The sequence below is a fragment of the Microbacterium sp. MMO-56 genome (assembly GCF_037146215.1).
Taxonomy (GTDB): domain Bacteria; phylum Actinomycetota; class Actinomycetes; order Actinomycetales; family Microbacteriaceae; genus Microbacterium.
The window spans coordinates 114,811-131,145 of sequence record NZ_JBBCVW010000005.1; the positions used below are offsets into that span (position 1 = coordinate 114,811).

14 protein-coding genes are annotated in these 16,335 nt (G+C 70.6%); 7 read left to right on the forward strand and 7 right to left on the reverse strand.

Annotated features, from left to right (window positions below):
* The first annotated feature begins 113 nt into the window (after positions 1-113).
* Together WFI00_RS06485 and WFI00_RS06490 are read left to right on the forward strand one after the other, a co-directional pair.
* Positions 114-1,268: a zinc-binding dehydrogenase gene (locus tag WFI00_RS06485; protein ID WP_336631514.1), complete on the forward strand. Its 1,155-nt coding sequence runs from the start codon at positions 114-116 to the stop codon at positions 1,266-1,268.
* A 112-nt stretch (positions 1,269-1,380) separates the two neighbouring features.
* Positions 1,381-2,658 carry a M18 family aminopeptidase gene (locus WFI00_RS06490; protein WP_336631515.1) on the forward strand — a complete coding sequence of 426 codons (1,278 nt, stop codon included), beginning with the start codon at positions 1,381-1,383 and terminating at the stop codon, positions 2,656-2,658.
* A gap of 35 nt (positions 2,659-2,693) precedes the next feature.
* Here the strand turns inward: WFI00_RS06490 and trpS are convergent, their stop codons facing one another.
* The 7 genes from trpS to sdhC are packed head-to-tail and all read right to left on the reverse strand — an operon-like array spanning position 2,694 to position 9,432.
* A complete protein-coding gene (trpS, locus tag WFI00_RS06495) occupies positions 2,694-3,698 on the reverse strand; it encodes a tryptophan--tRNA ligase (RefSeq protein WP_336631516.1) in 1,005 nt (334 codons plus the stop codon).
* A gap of 41 nt (positions 3,699-3,739) precedes the next feature.
* Positions 3,740-4,573 carry an exodeoxyribonuclease III gene (locus WFI00_RS06500; protein WP_336631517.1) on the reverse strand — a complete coding sequence of 278 codons (834 nt, stop codon included), beginning with the start codon at positions 4,571-4,573 and terminating at the stop codon, positions 3,740-3,742.
* A 30-nt stretch (positions 4,574-4,603) separates the two neighbouring features.
* Complete coding sequence (locus tag WFI00_RS06505; RefSeq protein ID WP_336631518.1) at positions 4,604-5,830, reverse strand: YihY/virulence factor BrkB family protein; 1,227 nt, start codon at positions 5,828-5,830, stop codon at positions 4,604-4,606.
* A gap of 60 nt (positions 5,831-5,890) precedes the next feature.
* Positions 5,891-6,655, reverse strand: a complete 765-nt coding sequence (locus tag WFI00_RS06510; protein ID WP_336631519.1) for a succinate dehydrogenase iron-sulfur subunit — start codon at positions 6,653-6,655, stop codon at positions 5,891-5,893.
* Positions 6,655-8,481 carry a succinate dehydrogenase flavoprotein subunit gene (gene sdhA / locus WFI00_RS06515; protein ID WP_336631520.1) on the reverse strand — a complete coding sequence of 609 codons (1,827 nt, stop codon included), beginning with the start codon at positions 8,479-8,481 and terminating at the stop codon, positions 6,655-6,657. Before sdhA ends, WFI00_RS06510 begins: the two co-directional genes overlap by 1 nt.
* A 55-nt stretch (positions 8,482-8,536) precedes the next feature.
* Positions 8,537-8,998, reverse strand: coding sequence for a succinate dehydrogenase hydrophobic membrane anchor subunit (locus WFI00_RS06520; RefSeq protein WP_336631521.1), 462 nt, complete (start codon positions 8,996-8,998; stop codon positions 8,537-8,539).
* A complete protein-coding gene (sdhC, locus tag WFI00_RS06525) occupies positions 8,998-9,432 on the reverse strand; it encodes a succinate dehydrogenase, cytochrome b556 subunit (RefSeq protein ID WP_336631522.1) in 435 nt (144 codons plus the stop codon). Before sdhC ends, WFI00_RS06520 begins: the two co-directional genes overlap by 1 nt.
* Positions 9,433-9,653: 221 nt before the next feature.
* On the opposite strand from sdhC, the gene WFI00_RS06530 reads away from it, so the two are divergent.
* The 5 genes from WFI00_RS06530 (at position 9,654) to WFI00_RS06550 (ending at position 16,328) form a co-directional block, all read left to right on the forward strand.
* A complete protein-coding gene (locus WFI00_RS06530) occupies positions 9,654-10,769 on the forward strand; it encodes a mannose-1-phosphate guanylyltransferase (RefSeq protein WP_336631523.1) in 1,116 nt (371 codons plus the stop codon).
* 196 nt (positions 10,770-10,965) lie between these two features.
* A complete protein-coding gene (locus WFI00_RS06535; RefSeq protein WP_336631524.1) occupies positions 10,966-12,093 on the forward strand; it encodes a BMP family lipoprotein in 1,128 nt (375 codons plus the stop codon).
* 100 nt (positions 12,094-12,193) lie between these two features.
* Positions 12,194-13,708, forward strand: coding sequence for an ABC transporter ATP-binding protein (locus WFI00_RS06540; protein ID WP_336631525.1), 1,515 nt, complete (start codon positions 12,194-12,196; stop codon positions 13,706-13,708).
* On the forward strand, positions 13,705-15,036 hold the full coding sequence (locus tag WFI00_RS06545) for an ABC transporter permease (protein ID WP_336631526.1): 1,332 nt from the start codon (positions 13,705-13,707) through the stop codon (positions 15,034-15,036). The genes WFI00_RS06540 and WFI00_RS06545 overlap by 4 nt, the downstream gene beginning before the upstream one ends.
* Positions 15,033-16,328 carry an ABC transporter permease gene (locus tag WFI00_RS06550; protein ID WP_336631527.1) on the forward strand — a complete coding sequence of 432 codons (1,296 nt, stop codon included), beginning with the start codon at positions 15,033-15,035 and terminating at the stop codon, positions 16,326-16,328. The genes WFI00_RS06545 and WFI00_RS06550 overlap by 4 nt, the downstream gene beginning before the upstream one ends.
* Positions 16,329-16,335: the final 7 nt, after the last annotated feature.

The following is a 16,335-nucleotide window of genomic DNA, read 5'->3' on the forward strand; positions in this document are numbered from 1 at the left end:
GCGTGCGGCGGGGAGGTGAACATGCGCTGAACTCGGTCCGGGCGGCGCGGCCCGGCGCGCGGGCGATGGAAGAGTACTGGCATCCACCGCTCCCTGTCGCGAAGAACCCGTCGATGAAGCTCCGCCATGCCCCCGCCCCGGCGCCGTCCGGCGTCGCCGCGGCGCGCGACATCATCGTGCGTCCCGCGGCCCTCGCCCGGGTGTGGACGGCGCGCGACGAGCCCTACGAGACGATGGCGGTCCCCGGGGTCGTCCTCGCGCCCGGGGACGTGCTCGTGGCCGTCGAACTGGCGACCACGTGCGCCGCGGATCTGCGCGCTGCCACGGGCGGGCTCGCGGTGCCCGCGCCGTTCGTCCCCGGCCACGAGGGGGTCGGCCGCATCGTCGCCCTCGGCGAGGGCGGGGCGCGGGCCGCGACCGGGCGCGACGTCCTGCTCGGAGACCGGGTCGTCTGGGGGACGGCCTTCGCCTGCGGGTCGTGCAGCGGGTGCCTGCGGGGTGCGGAGGGCTCGGACGCCCTCGCCGGATGCCGGAGCATCCACCACTACGGCCGCGAGCGGATCGGCGGCCATTGGGAGCTCGTGGGCACGGTGGCGACCCACGTGCACCTGCGCGCCGGGACGGCGCTCGTCGCCGTGGGGGAGCGGATGCCCGCGCGGGTGGCGGCGCCCGCGGCGTGCGCCGCGTCGACCGCGTGGGCGGCGCTGCGGACGGCGGAGGACGACGTCGACCTCGACGGCGCGGTCGTGCTCGTCACGGGCGCGGGGCTCCGCGGCCTGTCGGCGACCGCGATGGCCGCCGATCGCGGCGCGCGCGTCATCGTCTCGGAACCCGACGATCGGCGCCGAGCCCGGGCACGCCGCTTCGGCGCCGCCGCGGTCGTCGACCCCTGCGACGAGGGTGCCATCGCGCGGGCCGCGCGTGCCGTCGGCGGCACCGGCGTCCGCGTCGCAGTGGAGACCTCCGGAGCCGGCGCGGCCGTCGAGACCGTGCTCGCGGTCGTCGAGGCCGGGGGCGCCGTCGTGCTCACGGGCGACGACACGACCGTCCCGATCGCGGCCGGCGCGCCGATCCGGGACCGCATCCGCGTGTCGCGCGTCCCGCGCGGGACGGGGACGGACCTCGTCGACGCGATCGCGTACCTCCGCGCGGCGTGCGGAGCGCGCCCGTTCGAGGATCTCGTCGAGCCCGTCCTCTCGCTCGCCGACGCCGACGCCCTGCGGCACGGAGCCGACGCCGTGCGGATCGGCATCGACCCCCGCCGCTGAGCCCTCGCCGAGCGCCGTGTCCGACGCTTGGGCTTCGCCGAGCGCCGTGTCCGGTGCTTGAGCTTTGCCCGAGCGCCGTGTCCGGTGCTCGGGGGCGAACTACCCTGGAGGGATGTCCGCTCCCGCCGCCCGTGCCCACGCCGAGGACCTCGCCGACTTCGTCGCGGCCGCGCCCTCCAGCTTCCATGCCGCCGCCGAGGTGGCCCGCCGCCTCCGCGCCGCCGGCTTCCACGAGCTCGACGAGGCCGCACCCTGGTCGATCGCGCCGGGGGCGCGTCGGCTCGTCGTCCGCGACGGCGCGGTGATCGCGTGGATCGTCCCGGCGCGCGCGACCGCCGACACCGCCTTCCGGATCTTCGGGGCGCACAGCGACTCGCCCGCCCTCAAGCTCAAGCCGCAGCCAACCACGGGGCGCCTGGGGTGGCTGCAGGCGGGCGTCGAGATCTACGGCGGACCCCTGCTGAACTCCTGGCTCGATCGCGAGCTGAGACTCGCCGGGCGGCTCGTCCTCGACGACGGCTCCGAGGTCCTGAGTGCGACCGGCCCGCTCCTTCGGCTGCCGCAGCTCGCGATCCACCTCGACCGCGAGGCGAACGACCACCTCGCGCTGCACAAGCAGACCCAGACCCAGCCCGTGTGGGGCCTGGGCGCGGCCGACTCGGCCGATCTCCTCGCCGAGCTCGCGGACGCCGCCGGCGTCGCCGCCGATCGCATCCGGGGCTACGACGTCGTGACCGCCGACTCCGCGCGCGGTGCCGTGTTCGGCAAGGACGACGTGTTCTTCGCCTCCGGGCGTCTCGACGATCTCGCTTCGGTGCACGCGGGGCTCGTCGCCCTCGAGAGCGCGGGCGACGAGGGCGCAGACATCGCGATGCTGGCGGTCTTCGACCACGAAGAGGTCGGCTCGGCCACGAGGTCGGGGGCGGCCGGGCCGTTCCTCGCCGAGGTCGTCGAGCGCATCCAGCTCGGGCTCGGGGCGAGCCGCGAGCAGCAGCTGCGTGCGCTCGCGGCGTCGTGGTGCGTCTCCAGCGACGTCGGCCACTCCGTGCACCCGAACTATCCCGAGAAGCACGACCCGGTCGTGCGGCCGGTGCTGGGGTCGGGCCCGATCCTGAAGATCAACGCGAATCAGCGGTATGCGACGGATGCCGCGGGTGCGGCCGCATGGCACGGCTGGTGCGCCGCGGCGGGGGTCGTCTCGCAGGAGTTCGTCTCGAACAACGCCGTGCCGTGCGGGTCGACCATCGGCCCGATCACCGCGACACGGCTCGGCGTGCGGACCGTCGACGTGGGCATCCCGATCCTGTCGATGCACTCCGCGCGCGAACTCGCCGGCACGGCCGACCTGCTCGCGCTCAGCCGCGTCGCCGCGGCGTTCTTCGAGGCCTGAGCGGCCCCGTCACGTTCCGCGCTCGGCGAGCCGGGTCAGCGGCGGCGCAGGAGGCCGACCTTGTCGTAGACGTCGGCGAGTGTCGCGTCGGCGACCTCCGCGGCGCGGTCGGCGTTGGAGGCCAGCAGACGGTCGAGCTCGGCCGGGTCGGCGAGCAGTTCCAGGGCGCGCGCCCGCACGGGGCCGAACTCCTCGACGATCACCTCGGCGAGGCCCTTCTTGAAGTCGCCGTACCCGCGACCGGCGTACTCGTCCTCGATGGAGGGGATCTGCCGTCCGGTGAGGGCCGCATAGATCGTCAGGAGGTTCGAGACGCCGGGCTTGCTCTCGCGGTCGTAGCGGACGGAGCCGTCGTTGTCCGTCACGGCGCGCATGATCTTCTTCGCGGAGGCGGCGGGATCGTCGAGCAGCCACAGCACGCCCGCGTCCGACTCGGCCGACTTGCTCATCTTCGACGTCGGGTTCTGCAGGTCGTAGATGCGCGCGGTCTCCTTCTGGATGACCGGGATCGGCACCGTGAACGCCGTGCCGTAGCGCGAGTTGAACCGCTCGGCGAGATCGCGCGTGAGCTCGACGTGCTGCTTCTGGTCGTCGCCCACGGGGACGATGTCGGTCTGGTAGAGCAGGATGTCCGCGGCCATCAGGATCGGATACGTGAACAGCCCGACGCTGGTGGCGTCCGAGCCGTAGCGGCTCGACTTGTCCTTGAACTGCGTCATCCGGCCGGCCTCGCCGAAGCCGGTGATCGTCCCGAGGACCCAGGCGAGCTCGGCGTGGGCGGGCACCTGGGACTGCACGTACAGCGTCGACTTGGACGGCTCGATGCCGGCGGCGATGTACTGGGCGGCGGTGCGCCGCGTCTTCTCACGGAGCTCGGCGGGGTCCTGCGCGACGGTGATGGCGTGCAGGTCGACGACCGAGAAGAACGCCTCGTAGGCCTCCTGGAGGTCCCGCCACTGCAGGAGCGCACCGATGTAGTTGCCGATCTGGAGGGAGTCGGCGGACGGCTGCATTCCGGAGTAGAGGCGGGGCCTGGTCATGGCTCCAGTCTATTGAGCGCAGGCCGGGAGCCCGACCGCGCTCAGAACGCGTAGTCGGCGACGACGGGGGCGTGGTCGCTCCACCGCGTGTCCCAGGACGGCGCGCGGACGACCCGGTAGTCGGTGACCCGGTCGGCCAGGGCGGGCGTGGCGAGGTGGTAGTCGATCCGCCAGCCGGTGTCGGTGTCGAACGCCTTCCCGCGGTTCGACCACCAGGTGTAGGGGCCGTCGACCTCGCCCGCCCAGCGGCGTCCCACATCGACCCACCCGAGCCCCGTGCCCACCGAGCCGTCCACGCCCTCCACGGTCGTGCCCGCCGCACCGGTGAAGCGGTCGAAGTAGGCGCGCTCGCGGGGCAGGAAACCCGCCTTCTTCACGTTCCCGCGCCAGTTGCGGATGTCGAGGGTGCGGTGCCCGACGTTGAGGTCGCCGGTGATGAGCGCGTGGTCGCCGAGCAGGGGCATCCGCGCCGTCATCGCATCGAGGAAGGCGTACTTCGCGACCTGCTTCTCGGTCCCGTCCTCGCCCGTGTGCACGTACGCGCTCACGACCGTCACGGTCCGCCCGTCGACGTCGATGTCTGCCTCGACCCAGCGGCCGCGCGTGTCGAGGGTGGCGTCGCCGAGGTCGGTCCGCCAGATGTCGAGCGGCCGGCGGGCGGCGATGGCGACACCGGCGCGGCCCTTGGCGAGGGCCTCGTCGTTCACGATGTGCCAGTCGGGCAGGGCCGCGGCCAGGTCGGACGCCTGTGCCCGCACCTCCTGGAGGGTGAGGACGTCGACGTCCGCAGCCTCCAACCACGAGGCCATGCCCTTCCGGACGGCGGCGCGGATGCCGTTGACGTTCACCGAGGCGATACGGAGGGTACGGGGCATCCGACCAGCCTAACCAGGGCGGCGGACACGTCAGTCCAGGAGCAGACCCCGGGGCTCGGGCGGTGGGGGCGTCGCCGCCTGCACCTCGGCGAGCTCGGACTGGGCCTCCCGCAGCGCGCGGCCGGTGCGCGGCCGGCGGTACCAGGGGGCCGTGTCGTGCGCGATGCGCGCGGTGCGCAGCCGGACCTGCGCGGCGAGCAGGAGAGCCGCGTGCTCCTCGCGCAGGCGCTCGGCCTCGCTGACCGGCGTGAGCGGCTCGTCCTCGTCGCGTGCCGAGACGGCGATCCAGGCGGACGCGACGAGGATGATGACGCCCATCGCGCGGAACCACAGCAGCAGACCGATGAAGATCGCGAAGGTGGCCAGCAGCGGATTGGAGGGCGTGTAGCGCAGCAGCAGTCCCGCACCGAGCTGCAGGACCGTGATCGCGGCGCCGCCGAGCAGAGCGCCGGGCCAGATCCGCCGCCAGTGGAGGGATGTCCCCGTGAGGAAGCGGAAGAGCAGCGCCAGTGCTCCCGAGAAGAGGCCGATCGACACGATGACGGAGGCGAGCCCCGCCCCGATCCGGTAGAGACCGAGCGCCTCGCTCCAGCCGAGCAGGGAGAACACCCACCCGATCGCCGCGGTCCCGGTCACCGTGATGGAGAAGCCGAGGATGAGCGCGATCCCGAACGCGAGCGAGGCGACCAGGTCCCGCGCCTTCAGGAGCAGGTAGGAGCGACTGTCGAACGGGAGCCCGAAGATGTCGCGCACCGCCCGACGCGTGAAGGTCACGAACCCGATCGCCGTCCACATCGCCGTGGCGAGGGCGATGAGACCCGTGACGGCGAGCACGCCGGTCGACTCGGTGGCGATCGCCATCGCCTGGTCGGTGGTGATGAGCCCGCCGTGGGATGCGATGAGTCCCGGGATGTAGCCGTTGATGACGTCGATGAGCGCCTGCGCGGCCCCCGGGCTGCCGCCGAGCCACACGCCGACGGCGGCGAAGGCGACGTAGATGACGGCGAAGAACGCGAACAGCGCCTGATAGCTCACACCCGCCGCGAGGAGGAAGCCGTTGTGCTGCAGGAAGTGACGCCACACCCGCACCGGGAAGAGGGCGAGCGTCTTGCGGGTGATCTCGGTCGCCGCGCTCAGCGGCGCATCCAGTCGCTCGCGCAGGGCGCTCTGCCGCGCCTCCCACCGCTCGCGGAGGGTCTCCTCCTCGGCCCGTGCCGCCTCCGCCGCGCGGGGAGGGGAGGAGGGGTGGCGGCTCACGTCGTCAGCATATCGATGCCTCGGTGGTCACGCCGTCGACGGCGGTCCGGGGCGGTCGGGTCAGTGGCGCAGGACGGCCTGCTTGACCTCGGCGATGGCCTTGGTGACCTCGATGCCGCGCGGGCAGGCCTCGGTGCAGTTGAAGGTCGTGCGGCAGCGCCACACGCCCTCCTTGTCGTTGAGGATGTCCAGGCGCACGTCGGCCGCGTCGTCGCGCGAGTCGAAGATGAAGCGGTGCGCGTTGACGATCGCGGCCGGTCCGAAGTACTGACCGTCGGTCCAGAACACGGGGCACGACGACGTGCACGCGGCGCAGAGGATGCACTTGGTGGTGTCGTCGAAGATCTCGCGGTCGGCGATCGACTGGATGCGCTCCTTGCCGGCCTCGGGCTTCGAGTTCGCGACGAGGAAGGGCTGCACCTCGCGGTACGACGCGAAGAAGGGCTCCATGTCGACGACGAGGTCCTTCTCCAGCGGAAGTCCCTTGATGGCCTCCACGTAGATGGGCTTCGAGATGTCGAGGTCCTTGATGAGCGTCTTGCAGGCGAGCCGGTTGCGTCCGTTGATGCGCATCGCATCCGAGCCGCAGATGCCGTGCGCGCAGGAGCGGCGGAAGGTCAGCGACCCGTCGACCTCCCACTTGATCTTGTGGAGCGCGTCGAGCACGCGGTCGGTCGGGTACAGCTCGACGTCGTAGTCGACCCAGCGCGGCTCCGCATCGACCTCGGGATCGAACCGGCGGATGTTGAAGGTGACCAGGTACGACTGGATCGGGGCTTCCCCCGTCGTCTCGGCGGTGTCGTGCTCGGCGATGGCGGTGGACATCAGTACTTCCTCTCCATCGGGGGGTAGTTCAACTCGCCCTGCTCGTTCTTCGTGAACACGACGGGCTTCCAGTCCAGACGGATGTGGTCCTCCGGATCCGGGGAGTGCGGGTCGCCCGTGAGGTAGGCCATGGTGTGCTGCATGTAGTTCTCGTCGTCGCGCTTCTCGTAGTCCTCGCGCATGTGGCCGCCGCGGCTCTCCTTGCGGTTGCGGGCGGCGTAGGCCACGATCTCGGCGAGGTCGAGCAGGAACCCGAGTTCGACGGCCTCGAGCAGGTCGGTGTTGAAGCGCTTGCCCTTGTCGTCGACGTGGACGTTCCGGTAGCGCTGACGCAGGTCGTGGATCGTCCCCATGACGTCGGTCAGGGTCTGCTCCGTGCGGAAGACCTGGGCGTTGGCGTCCATCTCCTCCTGTAGCGTCTTGCGCAGCACCGCGACGCGCTCGGTGCCCTGGTTGGTGCGCAGGCCCTCGAGCATCTCGCGGACCTCCTTGGCCGGGTCCTCGGGCAGCGGCACGAAGTCCGCGGTCTGCACGTACGCGACGGCGTTGCGTCCCGAGCGCTTGCCGAACACGTTGATGTCCAGCAGCGAGTTCGTGCCCAGCCGGTTCGCACCGTGCACCGACACGCAGGCGCACTCGCCGGCGGCGTAGAGCCCCGGGACGACGGTCGTGTTGTCGGCGAGGACCTCGCCGTCGTTGTTGGTCGGGATGCCGCCCATCGCGTAGTGGGCGGTCGGCATGACCGGCACGGGCTCGGTCACCGGGTCGACGCCGAGGTACGTGCGCGCGAACTCGGTGATGTCGGGCAGCTTCGTCTCGAGGACCTCGGCGCCCAGGTGCGTGCAGTCGAGGTAGACGTAGTCCTTGTGCGGGCCGGCGCCGCGCCCCTCGAGGACCTCCTTGACCATGCAGCGCGCGACGATGTCGCGCGGCGCGAGGTCCTTGATGGTCGGGGCGTAGCGCTCCATGAAGCGCTCGCCCGAGGCGTTGCGGAGGATGGCGCCCTCGCCTCGGGCGCCCTCGGTGAGGAGGATGCCGAGGCCTGCGAGCCCGGTCGGGTGGAACTGGAAGAACTCGATGTCCTCGAGGGGCAGGCCCTTGCGCCACACGATGCCGACGCCGTCGCCCGTGAGGGTGTGGGCGTTGGAGGTCGTCTTGTAGATCTTGCCGAAGCCGCCGGTGGCGAAGATGACGGCCTTGGAGTGGAAGACGTGCAGGTCGCCCGTGGCGAGCTCGTAGGCGACGACGCCGGCGACCTGGGTCTTGCCGTCCGCATCCTTCACGGTGATCAGGTCGAGTGCGTAGAACTCGTTGAAGAAGTTGATGCCGAGCTTGACGCAGTTCTGGAACAGCGTCTGCAGGATCATGTGGCCGGTGCGGTCGGCGGCGTAGCACGCGCGGCGCACGGGGGTCTTGCCGTGGTCGGCGGTGTGCCCGCCGAAGCGGCGCTGGTCGATCTTGCCCTCGGGGGTGCGGTTGAACGGCAGACCCATGTTCTCGAGGTCGATGACCGCGTCGATCGCCTCCTTGGCGAGGATCTCCGCGGCGTCCTGGTCGACGAGATAGTCGCCGCCCTTGACCGTGTCGAAGGTGTGCCACTCCCACGAGTCCTCTTCGACGTTCGCGAGCGCCGCCGCCATGCCGCCCTGCGCCGCACCGGTGTGCGAGCGCGTGGGGTAGAGCTTCGTGATGACCGCCGTACGGGCCCCCGGGCCCGCCTCGATGGCCGCGCGCATGCCGGCGCCGCCGGCTCCGACGATGACGATGTCGAACTCGTGGTAGTAGACGCCGTCCTTCAGGACCGCCTCGGGATGCTGTGTGCTCACGTCAGGATTGCCTTCGTCTTCTGCTTCGTCTGCGGCGGTGCGATCGTGTCGGGCGTCAGAGCGCCGAGCACTTCTCGATCAGCCACTCGGTCGTGGAGTTCTCGATGCCCAGGCACGGGTCGAACGTGAAGACGACGAGCGTGCCGAGCAGGATCAGGAATCCCGCGGCGAGCCACAGCGCCCACACCAGGACCTTGCGCGTGGTCGCACCGGTCACGTAGTCGTTCACGATCGTGCGCATCCCGTTGGCGCCGTGGATGAGCGCCAGCCAGAGCATCAGCACGTCCCACCACTGCCAGAACGGGCTCGCGAACTTGCCCGACACGAACGCGAAGTCGATGCCGTGGATGCCCTCGCCGAGCATCAGGTTCACGAAGAGGTGGCCGAAGATGAGGACCACGAGCAGCACGCCGGAGACGCGCATGTACAGCCAGCCCCACTTCTCGAGGTTGGCGCCCTTCTTGCGGGGGTGCGCGGAACGGGGTGCGGCGAGGTCGGGAGCCTGCGTCACGGACATCAGTGACCTCCTCCGATGTTCGAGAGCACGATCGGGATGTGGCGGGCGGCGAAGCCGCCGACCGTGATGACCCAGAGGCCCAGGACCGTCCACCACAGCTGGCGCTGGTGGCGCGTCGCCCACGGCCACAGGTCGACCGCGATGATCCGCAGGCCGTTGAAGGCGTGGTAGACGATCGCGGCGACGAGGGCGACCTCGCCGAACCCCATGATGGGGTTCTTGTAGGTGCCGATGACCGCGTCGTACGCCTCGGGGGACACCCGGATCAGCGAGGTGTCGAGCACGTGTACGAGCAGGAAGAAGAAGATGGCGACGCCGGTGATGCGGTGCAGCACCCACGACCACATGCCCTCGTTGCCGCGGTACAGCGTTCCGCGCGGGGTTCTGGATGTGGTCTCGGATACCGACGGTGTGACACGTGCTGGTGCAGACACGGTCGTCCTCCCTTGGTGTGATCGGACACCTCGATACGGCGGGGGCAGACATCGGCCCCGGGGACCCCGCTCGCAGGGGGACCCTTGGCGTCGCACACGGGCGCCCTCTCATCCTAGGTCGCGGTGCGCGGGACGGGCGAGGAAGGCGAACCTAAGTTCTCTCGATATCGAGAGAACGTCACGATTCCGCCTTCTTTCGGAGGGTGGGTAGTCTCTCTGCCATGGCAGCTCCCATCGCCGACTTCTACGCCGTGATCCCCGCCGGAGGCGTCGGCAGTCGCCTCTGGCCGCTCTCCCGCGCGGACGCGCCCAAGTTCCTGCACGACCTGACCGGCTCGGGGCACTCCCTGCTCCGGGACACGTGGGACCGGCTGGAGCCGCTGTCGGGCGCCGACCGGATCGCCGTGGTCACGGGGCGGGCGCATCGCGCGGCCGTCGAGGACCAGCTGCCGGGCATCCCCGACCGCAACGTCTTCCTCGAGTCCGAGCCGCGCGATTCCGCCGCGGCCATCGGCCTCGCCGCGGCGATCCTGCACCGCCGGGAGCCCGACGTCATCATCGGGTCCTTCGCGGCCGACCACGTGATCCGCGGCACCCGGGTCTTCGAGTTCGCCGTGCGCGATGCCGTGGAGGTCGCCCGCGAGGGGTACATCTGCACGATCGGGATCGCCCCGTCGGAGCCCGCGGTGGGCTTCGGCTACATCAAGCGCGGCGGCGAGATCATCGTCGACGGCGCGCGGGACGCGTCGCTCGTGGAGCGCTTCGTGGAGAAGCCCGACCTCGAGACGGCCAAGGCGTACCTCGCCGACCGGGACTATCTGTGGAACGCGGGGATGTTCATCTCGCGCGCCGACGTGCTGCTGGCCGAGATCGAGGCCAACAACCCCGAGCTGCACGCGGGCCTCATCGAGCTCGCGGAGGCGTGGGATGACCGGGAGCGCCGCGGACCCGCGGTCGACCGCATCTGGCCGCGGCTGCCCAAGATCGCCATCGACTACGTCGTCGCCGAGCCGGCGGCCGACAAGGGCCGCCTCGCCGTGGTGCCGGGGCACTTCGACTGGGACGACGTGGGCGACTTCGCGAGCCTCGCCAAGCTCAACTCCAGCGGACGCAAGAACGACCTCGCGATCCTCGGCGAGAACGCCCGCATCCTCTCGGACGCGGCCAGCGGCATCGTCGTGAGCCACACGACCCGCGTCATCAGCCTCATCGGCGTCAAGGACATCGTCGTCGTCGACACCCCGGACGCCCTCCTCGTGACCACGAGCGAGCACGCGCAGCGGGTGAAGGGCGTCGTGGACGCCCTCAAGCTCACCGGTCGAGGCGACGTGCTCTGACCCGCGTCGCCGCGCGGCGGACGCGGTGGCGCGGTGCGGTGCGCCGGGCATCCTGCGCGCGCCGTGTCGCGTTGATTGCGTCTTTGTAACCATTTCCGCTCACGGGTCGGCGCAGCATGCACGTCGGCTGTCACACTCTGTAACTTCGAACGCGTGCGCCCGCGAGATCCGCGTGCCCATCAATGTGGAGGCTGCATTGACCATCTCGACCACCAAGAAGCTCGCCGGCATCACCGCCGCGGCCGGGCTCATCATCGCTCTCGCCGGCTGCGGTTCGGCGCCTGACGCATCGGGCACGGGTTCGGCCGCCGCAGGCGGTGCCGTCGACGGCTTCAAGCCCTGCCTGGTCTCCGACGCGGGCGGCTGGAACGACAAGTCGTTCAACGAGTCCGCCAAGAACGGCATGGACAAGGCGGTCGCCGAGCTGGGCATCAAGGCCGTCGAGTTCGAGTCCAAGACCGACACCGACTACGCGCCCAACATGCAGACCGCCATCTCCGAGGGCTGCACCTTCGTCGTGGCCGTCGGCTTCAAGCTCGCCGCCGCCACGGTCGAGGCGGCCAACGCCAACCCGAACCTCAGCTTCGCGATCATCGACGACCTCGCGGACACCGACTTCGACGGCAAGACGGACGCCCCGAACATCAAGCCCCTCGTGTTCAACACGGCGGAGGCGGCCTACCTTGGCGGCTACGCCGCGGCGGCGTGGTCGGCGCAGGCCGGCGTCAACAAGGTCGGCACCTTCGGCGGCATGCAGATCCCGTCGGTCGCGGTCTTCATGGACGGCTACGAGGCCGGCGTGAAGAAGTACAACGAGGTCAAGAGCACCGACGTGCAGGTCTTCGGGTGGGACAGCGCGACGCAGCAGGGCTCGTTCACGGGCGGCTTCGACGCCAACGACACCGCCAAGCAGACTGCGCAGGGCGTGCTGGACCAGGGCGTCGACGTGATCCTGCCCGTCGGCGGCCCCGTCTACCAGAGCGCTGCGGCGGCGATCGCCGACAGCGGCAAGAACACCGTCATGCTCGGCGTCGACAGCGACCTCGCCGTCGCCGACCCGTCGGTCGCCGACATCACCCTCGTCTCGATCATGAAGGCGATCGACGTCGCCGTCTACGACACGACGATGGCCGCCGCCAAGGGCGAGTTCGACCCGACGCCGTACGTGGGCACGCTGAAGAACGAGGGCGTCAAGCTCTCCAGCTTCCACGACTTCGAGTCGAAGCTGCCGGCCGGTCTCACCGACGAGCTCGCGAAGCTCCAGGAGGAGATCATCGCCGGGACCATCACGGTCGAGTCGAAGAACTCTCCCGCCGGCTCCTGATCCGACCGGCGACCCTCGGGGCGAGCAGCCGCAGGCTGCTCGCCCCGAGTTCCGTTCGGTCGCCTTCCCCACCCGATTTCGACCCAGGTAGGGTTCATCTATGAAGCTCGAGCTCCGCGGGATCACGAAGAGATTCGGCAGCCTCGTCGCCAACGACCACATCGATCTCGTGGTCCAGCCGGGGGAGATCCACGCGCTCCTCGGAGAGAACGGCGCCGGCAAGTCCACCCTCATGAACGTGCTGTACGGCCTGTACCGCGCCGACGAGGGGGAGATCCTCCTGGACGACGTCGCACAGAACTTCCGCGGCCCGGGCGACGCGATGGATGCCGGCATCGGCATGGTCCATCAGCACTTCATGCTGATCCCGGTCTTCACCGTCGCCGAGAACGTCATGCTCGGGCACGAGGACACGAAGACCCTCGGGCGGCTCGATCTCGCCGCCGCGCGACGTCACGTGCGCGAGGTCGCCCAGCGCTTCGGCTTCGAGATCGACCCCGACGCCCTGGTCGGCGATCTGCCCGTCGGCGTCCAGCAGCGCGTCGAGATCATCAAGGCTCTCTCGCGCGACGCGAAGGTGCTCGTCTTCGACGAACCGACCGCGGTGCTCACCCCGCAGGAGACCGACGAGCTGATGGCGATCATGCGCCAGCTGCGCGACGAGGGCACCTCCATCGTCTTCATCACCCACAAGCTGCGCGAGGTCCGCGAAGTCGCCGACCGCATCACCGTGATCCGGCTCGGCAAGGTCGTCGGAGAGGCCTCGCCCACCGCGACCAATGCCGAGCTCGCCTCGCTCATGGTCGGACGCGCCGTCGAGCTGACCGTCCACAAGGAGGCACCGCGCCTCGGCGAGGGCGGCCTGGAGGTGCGGGACCTGCGCGTGCTCACCCCGTCCGGCGCGATCGTCGTGGACGGCGTCTCCTTCCACGTCCGCCCCGGCGAGGTCCTGGCCGTCGCCGGCGTGCAGGGCAACGGACAGACCGAGCTCGTCGAGGCGATCGTCGGTCTCGCCGCCCGCGTCGAGGGCTCCATCAGCCTCAACGGCACCGAACTGGTCGGCAAGAGCGTCCGCGGCATCCTCGACGAGGGCGTCGGCTTCGTGCCGGAGGACCGCAAGGAGGACGGCCTGGTCGGGGGCTTCTCCGTCGCGGAGAACCTCATCCTCGACCGCTCGGGGGACCCCGCCTTCGCCCGCGGGGGCACGATCCGCCGCGCGGCCCTGGACGCGTTCGCCCGCGACCGCATCCGCGAGTACGACATCCGCACGCAGGGGCCGGAGACGCCCGCAGGCACCCTCTCCGGAGGGAACCAGCAGAAGGTCGTCATCGCGCGGGAGATGAGCCGGGAGCTCCGGCTGCTCGTGGTCGCCCAGCCCACGCGCGGCGTCGACGTCGGATCGATCGAGTTCATCCATCGCCGCATCATCGAGACGCGTGACGCGGGCATCCCCATCGTCGTCGTCTCCACCGAGCTCGACGAGGTCTCCGCCCTCGCCGACCGCATCGCCGTCATGTATCGCGGCACGGTGGTGGGGATCGTCCCCGGCGACACGCCACGAGACACGCTGGGCCTGATGATGGCCGGCGCAACCGACCCGGAGGTGGCCGCATGAGCGGTTCGACGCCCGTCGACGACGGATCGGCGACGCCCGCCGGCGATGCCGAGCTCCCCCGGGCGACCGGTCCGCTCACCGGTGAGCCGGCGCCGACGCCCCCCGGTGAGTTCGCCCCGACCCGCTCGGGCATCTTCCTCAAGGAGCTGCTGCGCGGCAGCGCCGTGACGACGGTCCTCGCGATCGTGCTGGCCATGATCGTCGGCGGCATCCTCATCGCCTCGACGAACCCCGACGTGCAGAAGGCCGCCGGCTACTTCTTCGCGCGGCCGGGTGACACGCTCGTCGCCATCTGGAACGCCGTCGTCGGCGGGTACGAGGCGCTGTTCCGCGGCGCGATCTTCAACGCGCGCGGTGCCGACTTCGCCGCCCAGATCCGTCCGATCACGAACTCGCTGGGCTTCGCGACGCCGCTCATCGCCGCCGGGCTCGGTGTCGCGCTCGCCTTCCGCGCCGGCCTGTTCAACATCGGCGCCCGCGGCCAGATGCTCATCGCCGCGATGTTCGCGGGGCTGTTCGCGTTCAACCTGGACCTGCCCCTGTGGCTGCACCTCCCGATCACGCTGGCCGCCGGCATCGTCGGCGGTGCGCTGTGGGGCGGTCTCGTGGGCCTGCTCAAGGCCCGGACCGGCGCGCACGAGGTCATCCTCACGATCATGCTGAACTACGTCGCCTACTACCTGCTGCTGTGGATGCTGCGCACCCCCGGCCTGCTGCAGGCGCCGAACACCAACCAACCGCAGTCGCGCGCGACGCCGCAGACCGCGCAGTTCCCCGACCTGCTCGGTCCGCAGTTCCCGCAGCTGGACTGGGGCTTCGTCGTCGTGGTGGCCGCAACCGTCTTCGTGTGGTGGCTCATCGAGCGCTCGAGCCTCGGCCTGCGGCTGCGCGCCGTCGGCGAGAACCCGCACGCCGCGCGGGCCGCGGGCATGAACGTGGGGCGCCTGTACATCTACGCGATGCTCTTCGCCGGAGGCCTGGCGGGCCTGGCCGCGATGAACCAGATCCAGGGCACCGTGACCACCGGGTTCGGCGCCACGATCGACGCGGGCATCGGCTTCGACGCGATCACGGTCGCCCTGCTGGGGCGCAGCCGCGCGTGGGGCACCCTCGCGGCGGGCATCCTCTTCGGAGCGCTCAAGGCCGGATCGTTCTCGATGCAGGCTCAGGGCATCCCGGTCGACATCGTGCTCGTCGTGCAGTCGCTCATCGTGCTCTTCATCGCGGCCCCGCCGCTTCTGCGCGCGGTGTTCTTCCTGCCGAAGACGGATGCCGAGAAGGCCGCCAAGGCGAGAGCCAAGGCCGCGAAGAAGGCGGTGACCGCATGAGCGTCTCGCTCACCCCCGCCCAGGCGGAGAACAGCGACGGCACGATCCAGCTGGCCGTCGTCCGCGAGCGGCACTTCAAGGCGCCCATCGTCCTCGCCGTGATCACCGCGCTGCTGGCCGCCCTGTTCGGCCTCGCTCCGCGCGACGGCACCTCGACGTTCCGGCTGGGCGACCCGTCGCAGTCCTTCGCGCTCCCCGAGATCGGGGTGCCGACCGCTCCCACCTCATGGCTCGTGTGGGCCGTGCTGCTCGTCCTCGCGCTGTGGGCGTTCTGGGAGGCCTGGTCCTACCGGCGGACGCCGCTGTGGCTCACGATCGCGTTCGGCGTCCTCGGGATCTTCGCGTTCCTGGTGTGGGCCGGGGCCAACGGCCTCGTCCCGGTGCCGAGCCTCCTCTTCGGCGCGGTCTCGCTGTCGGTGCCGCTCGTGTTCGGTGCGCTCGGCGGAGTGATCGGCGAGCGGGTCGGTGTCGTCAACGTCGCCATCGAGGGGCAGCTGCTGCTGGGCGCCTTCTCCGCGGCGCTGCTGTCGAGCCTCACCGGCAACCCCTTCGTGGGGCTCATCGGAGCGATGATCGGCGGCGTGCTGGTCTCGCTCGTCCTCGCGGTCTTCGCGATCCGCTACCTCGTCGACCAGGTGATCGTCGGCGTCGTGCTGAACGTGCTCGTCACCGGACTCACCGGATTCCTGTACGGCGCGCTGCTCGTGCCCAACGAGCAGCAGCTCAACCGTCCCGAGCGCTTCGCGCGCATCCAGATCCCCGGGCTCAGCGAGATCCCGATCGTCGGTCCGGTGCTGTTCAACCAGACCTTCATCGTCTACCTCATGTTCGTGACGGTCGCCGTCGTCGCCTGGGCGCTGTACCGCACCCGGTGGGGGCTGCGGCTGCGCGCGGTCGGCGAGCACCCGCAGGCCGCCGACACCGTCGGCATCAAGGTCAACGCCACGCGGTTCTGGAACGTCTCGCTCGCCGGCGCGATCGCCGGCATCGGGGGTGCGTACTTCACCCTCGTGTCCGTGCCGCAGTTCGGCAAGGACATGACGGCGGGGCTCGGCTTCATCGCCCTCGCGGCGGTCATCTTCGGCCGGTGGGACCCGATCCGGGCGACCCTCGCCGCCCTGCTGTTCGGCTTCGCGACGAACCTGCAGAACCTGCTGACCGTGCTGAAGACCCCCATCCCGAGCGAATTCATGCTCATGCTCCCGTACGTCGTCACGATCCTCGCCGTCGCCGGCTTCGCCGGTCAGATCCGGGGACCGGCGGCGTCCGGCAAGCCCTACATCAAGGAGTGACCCCTCA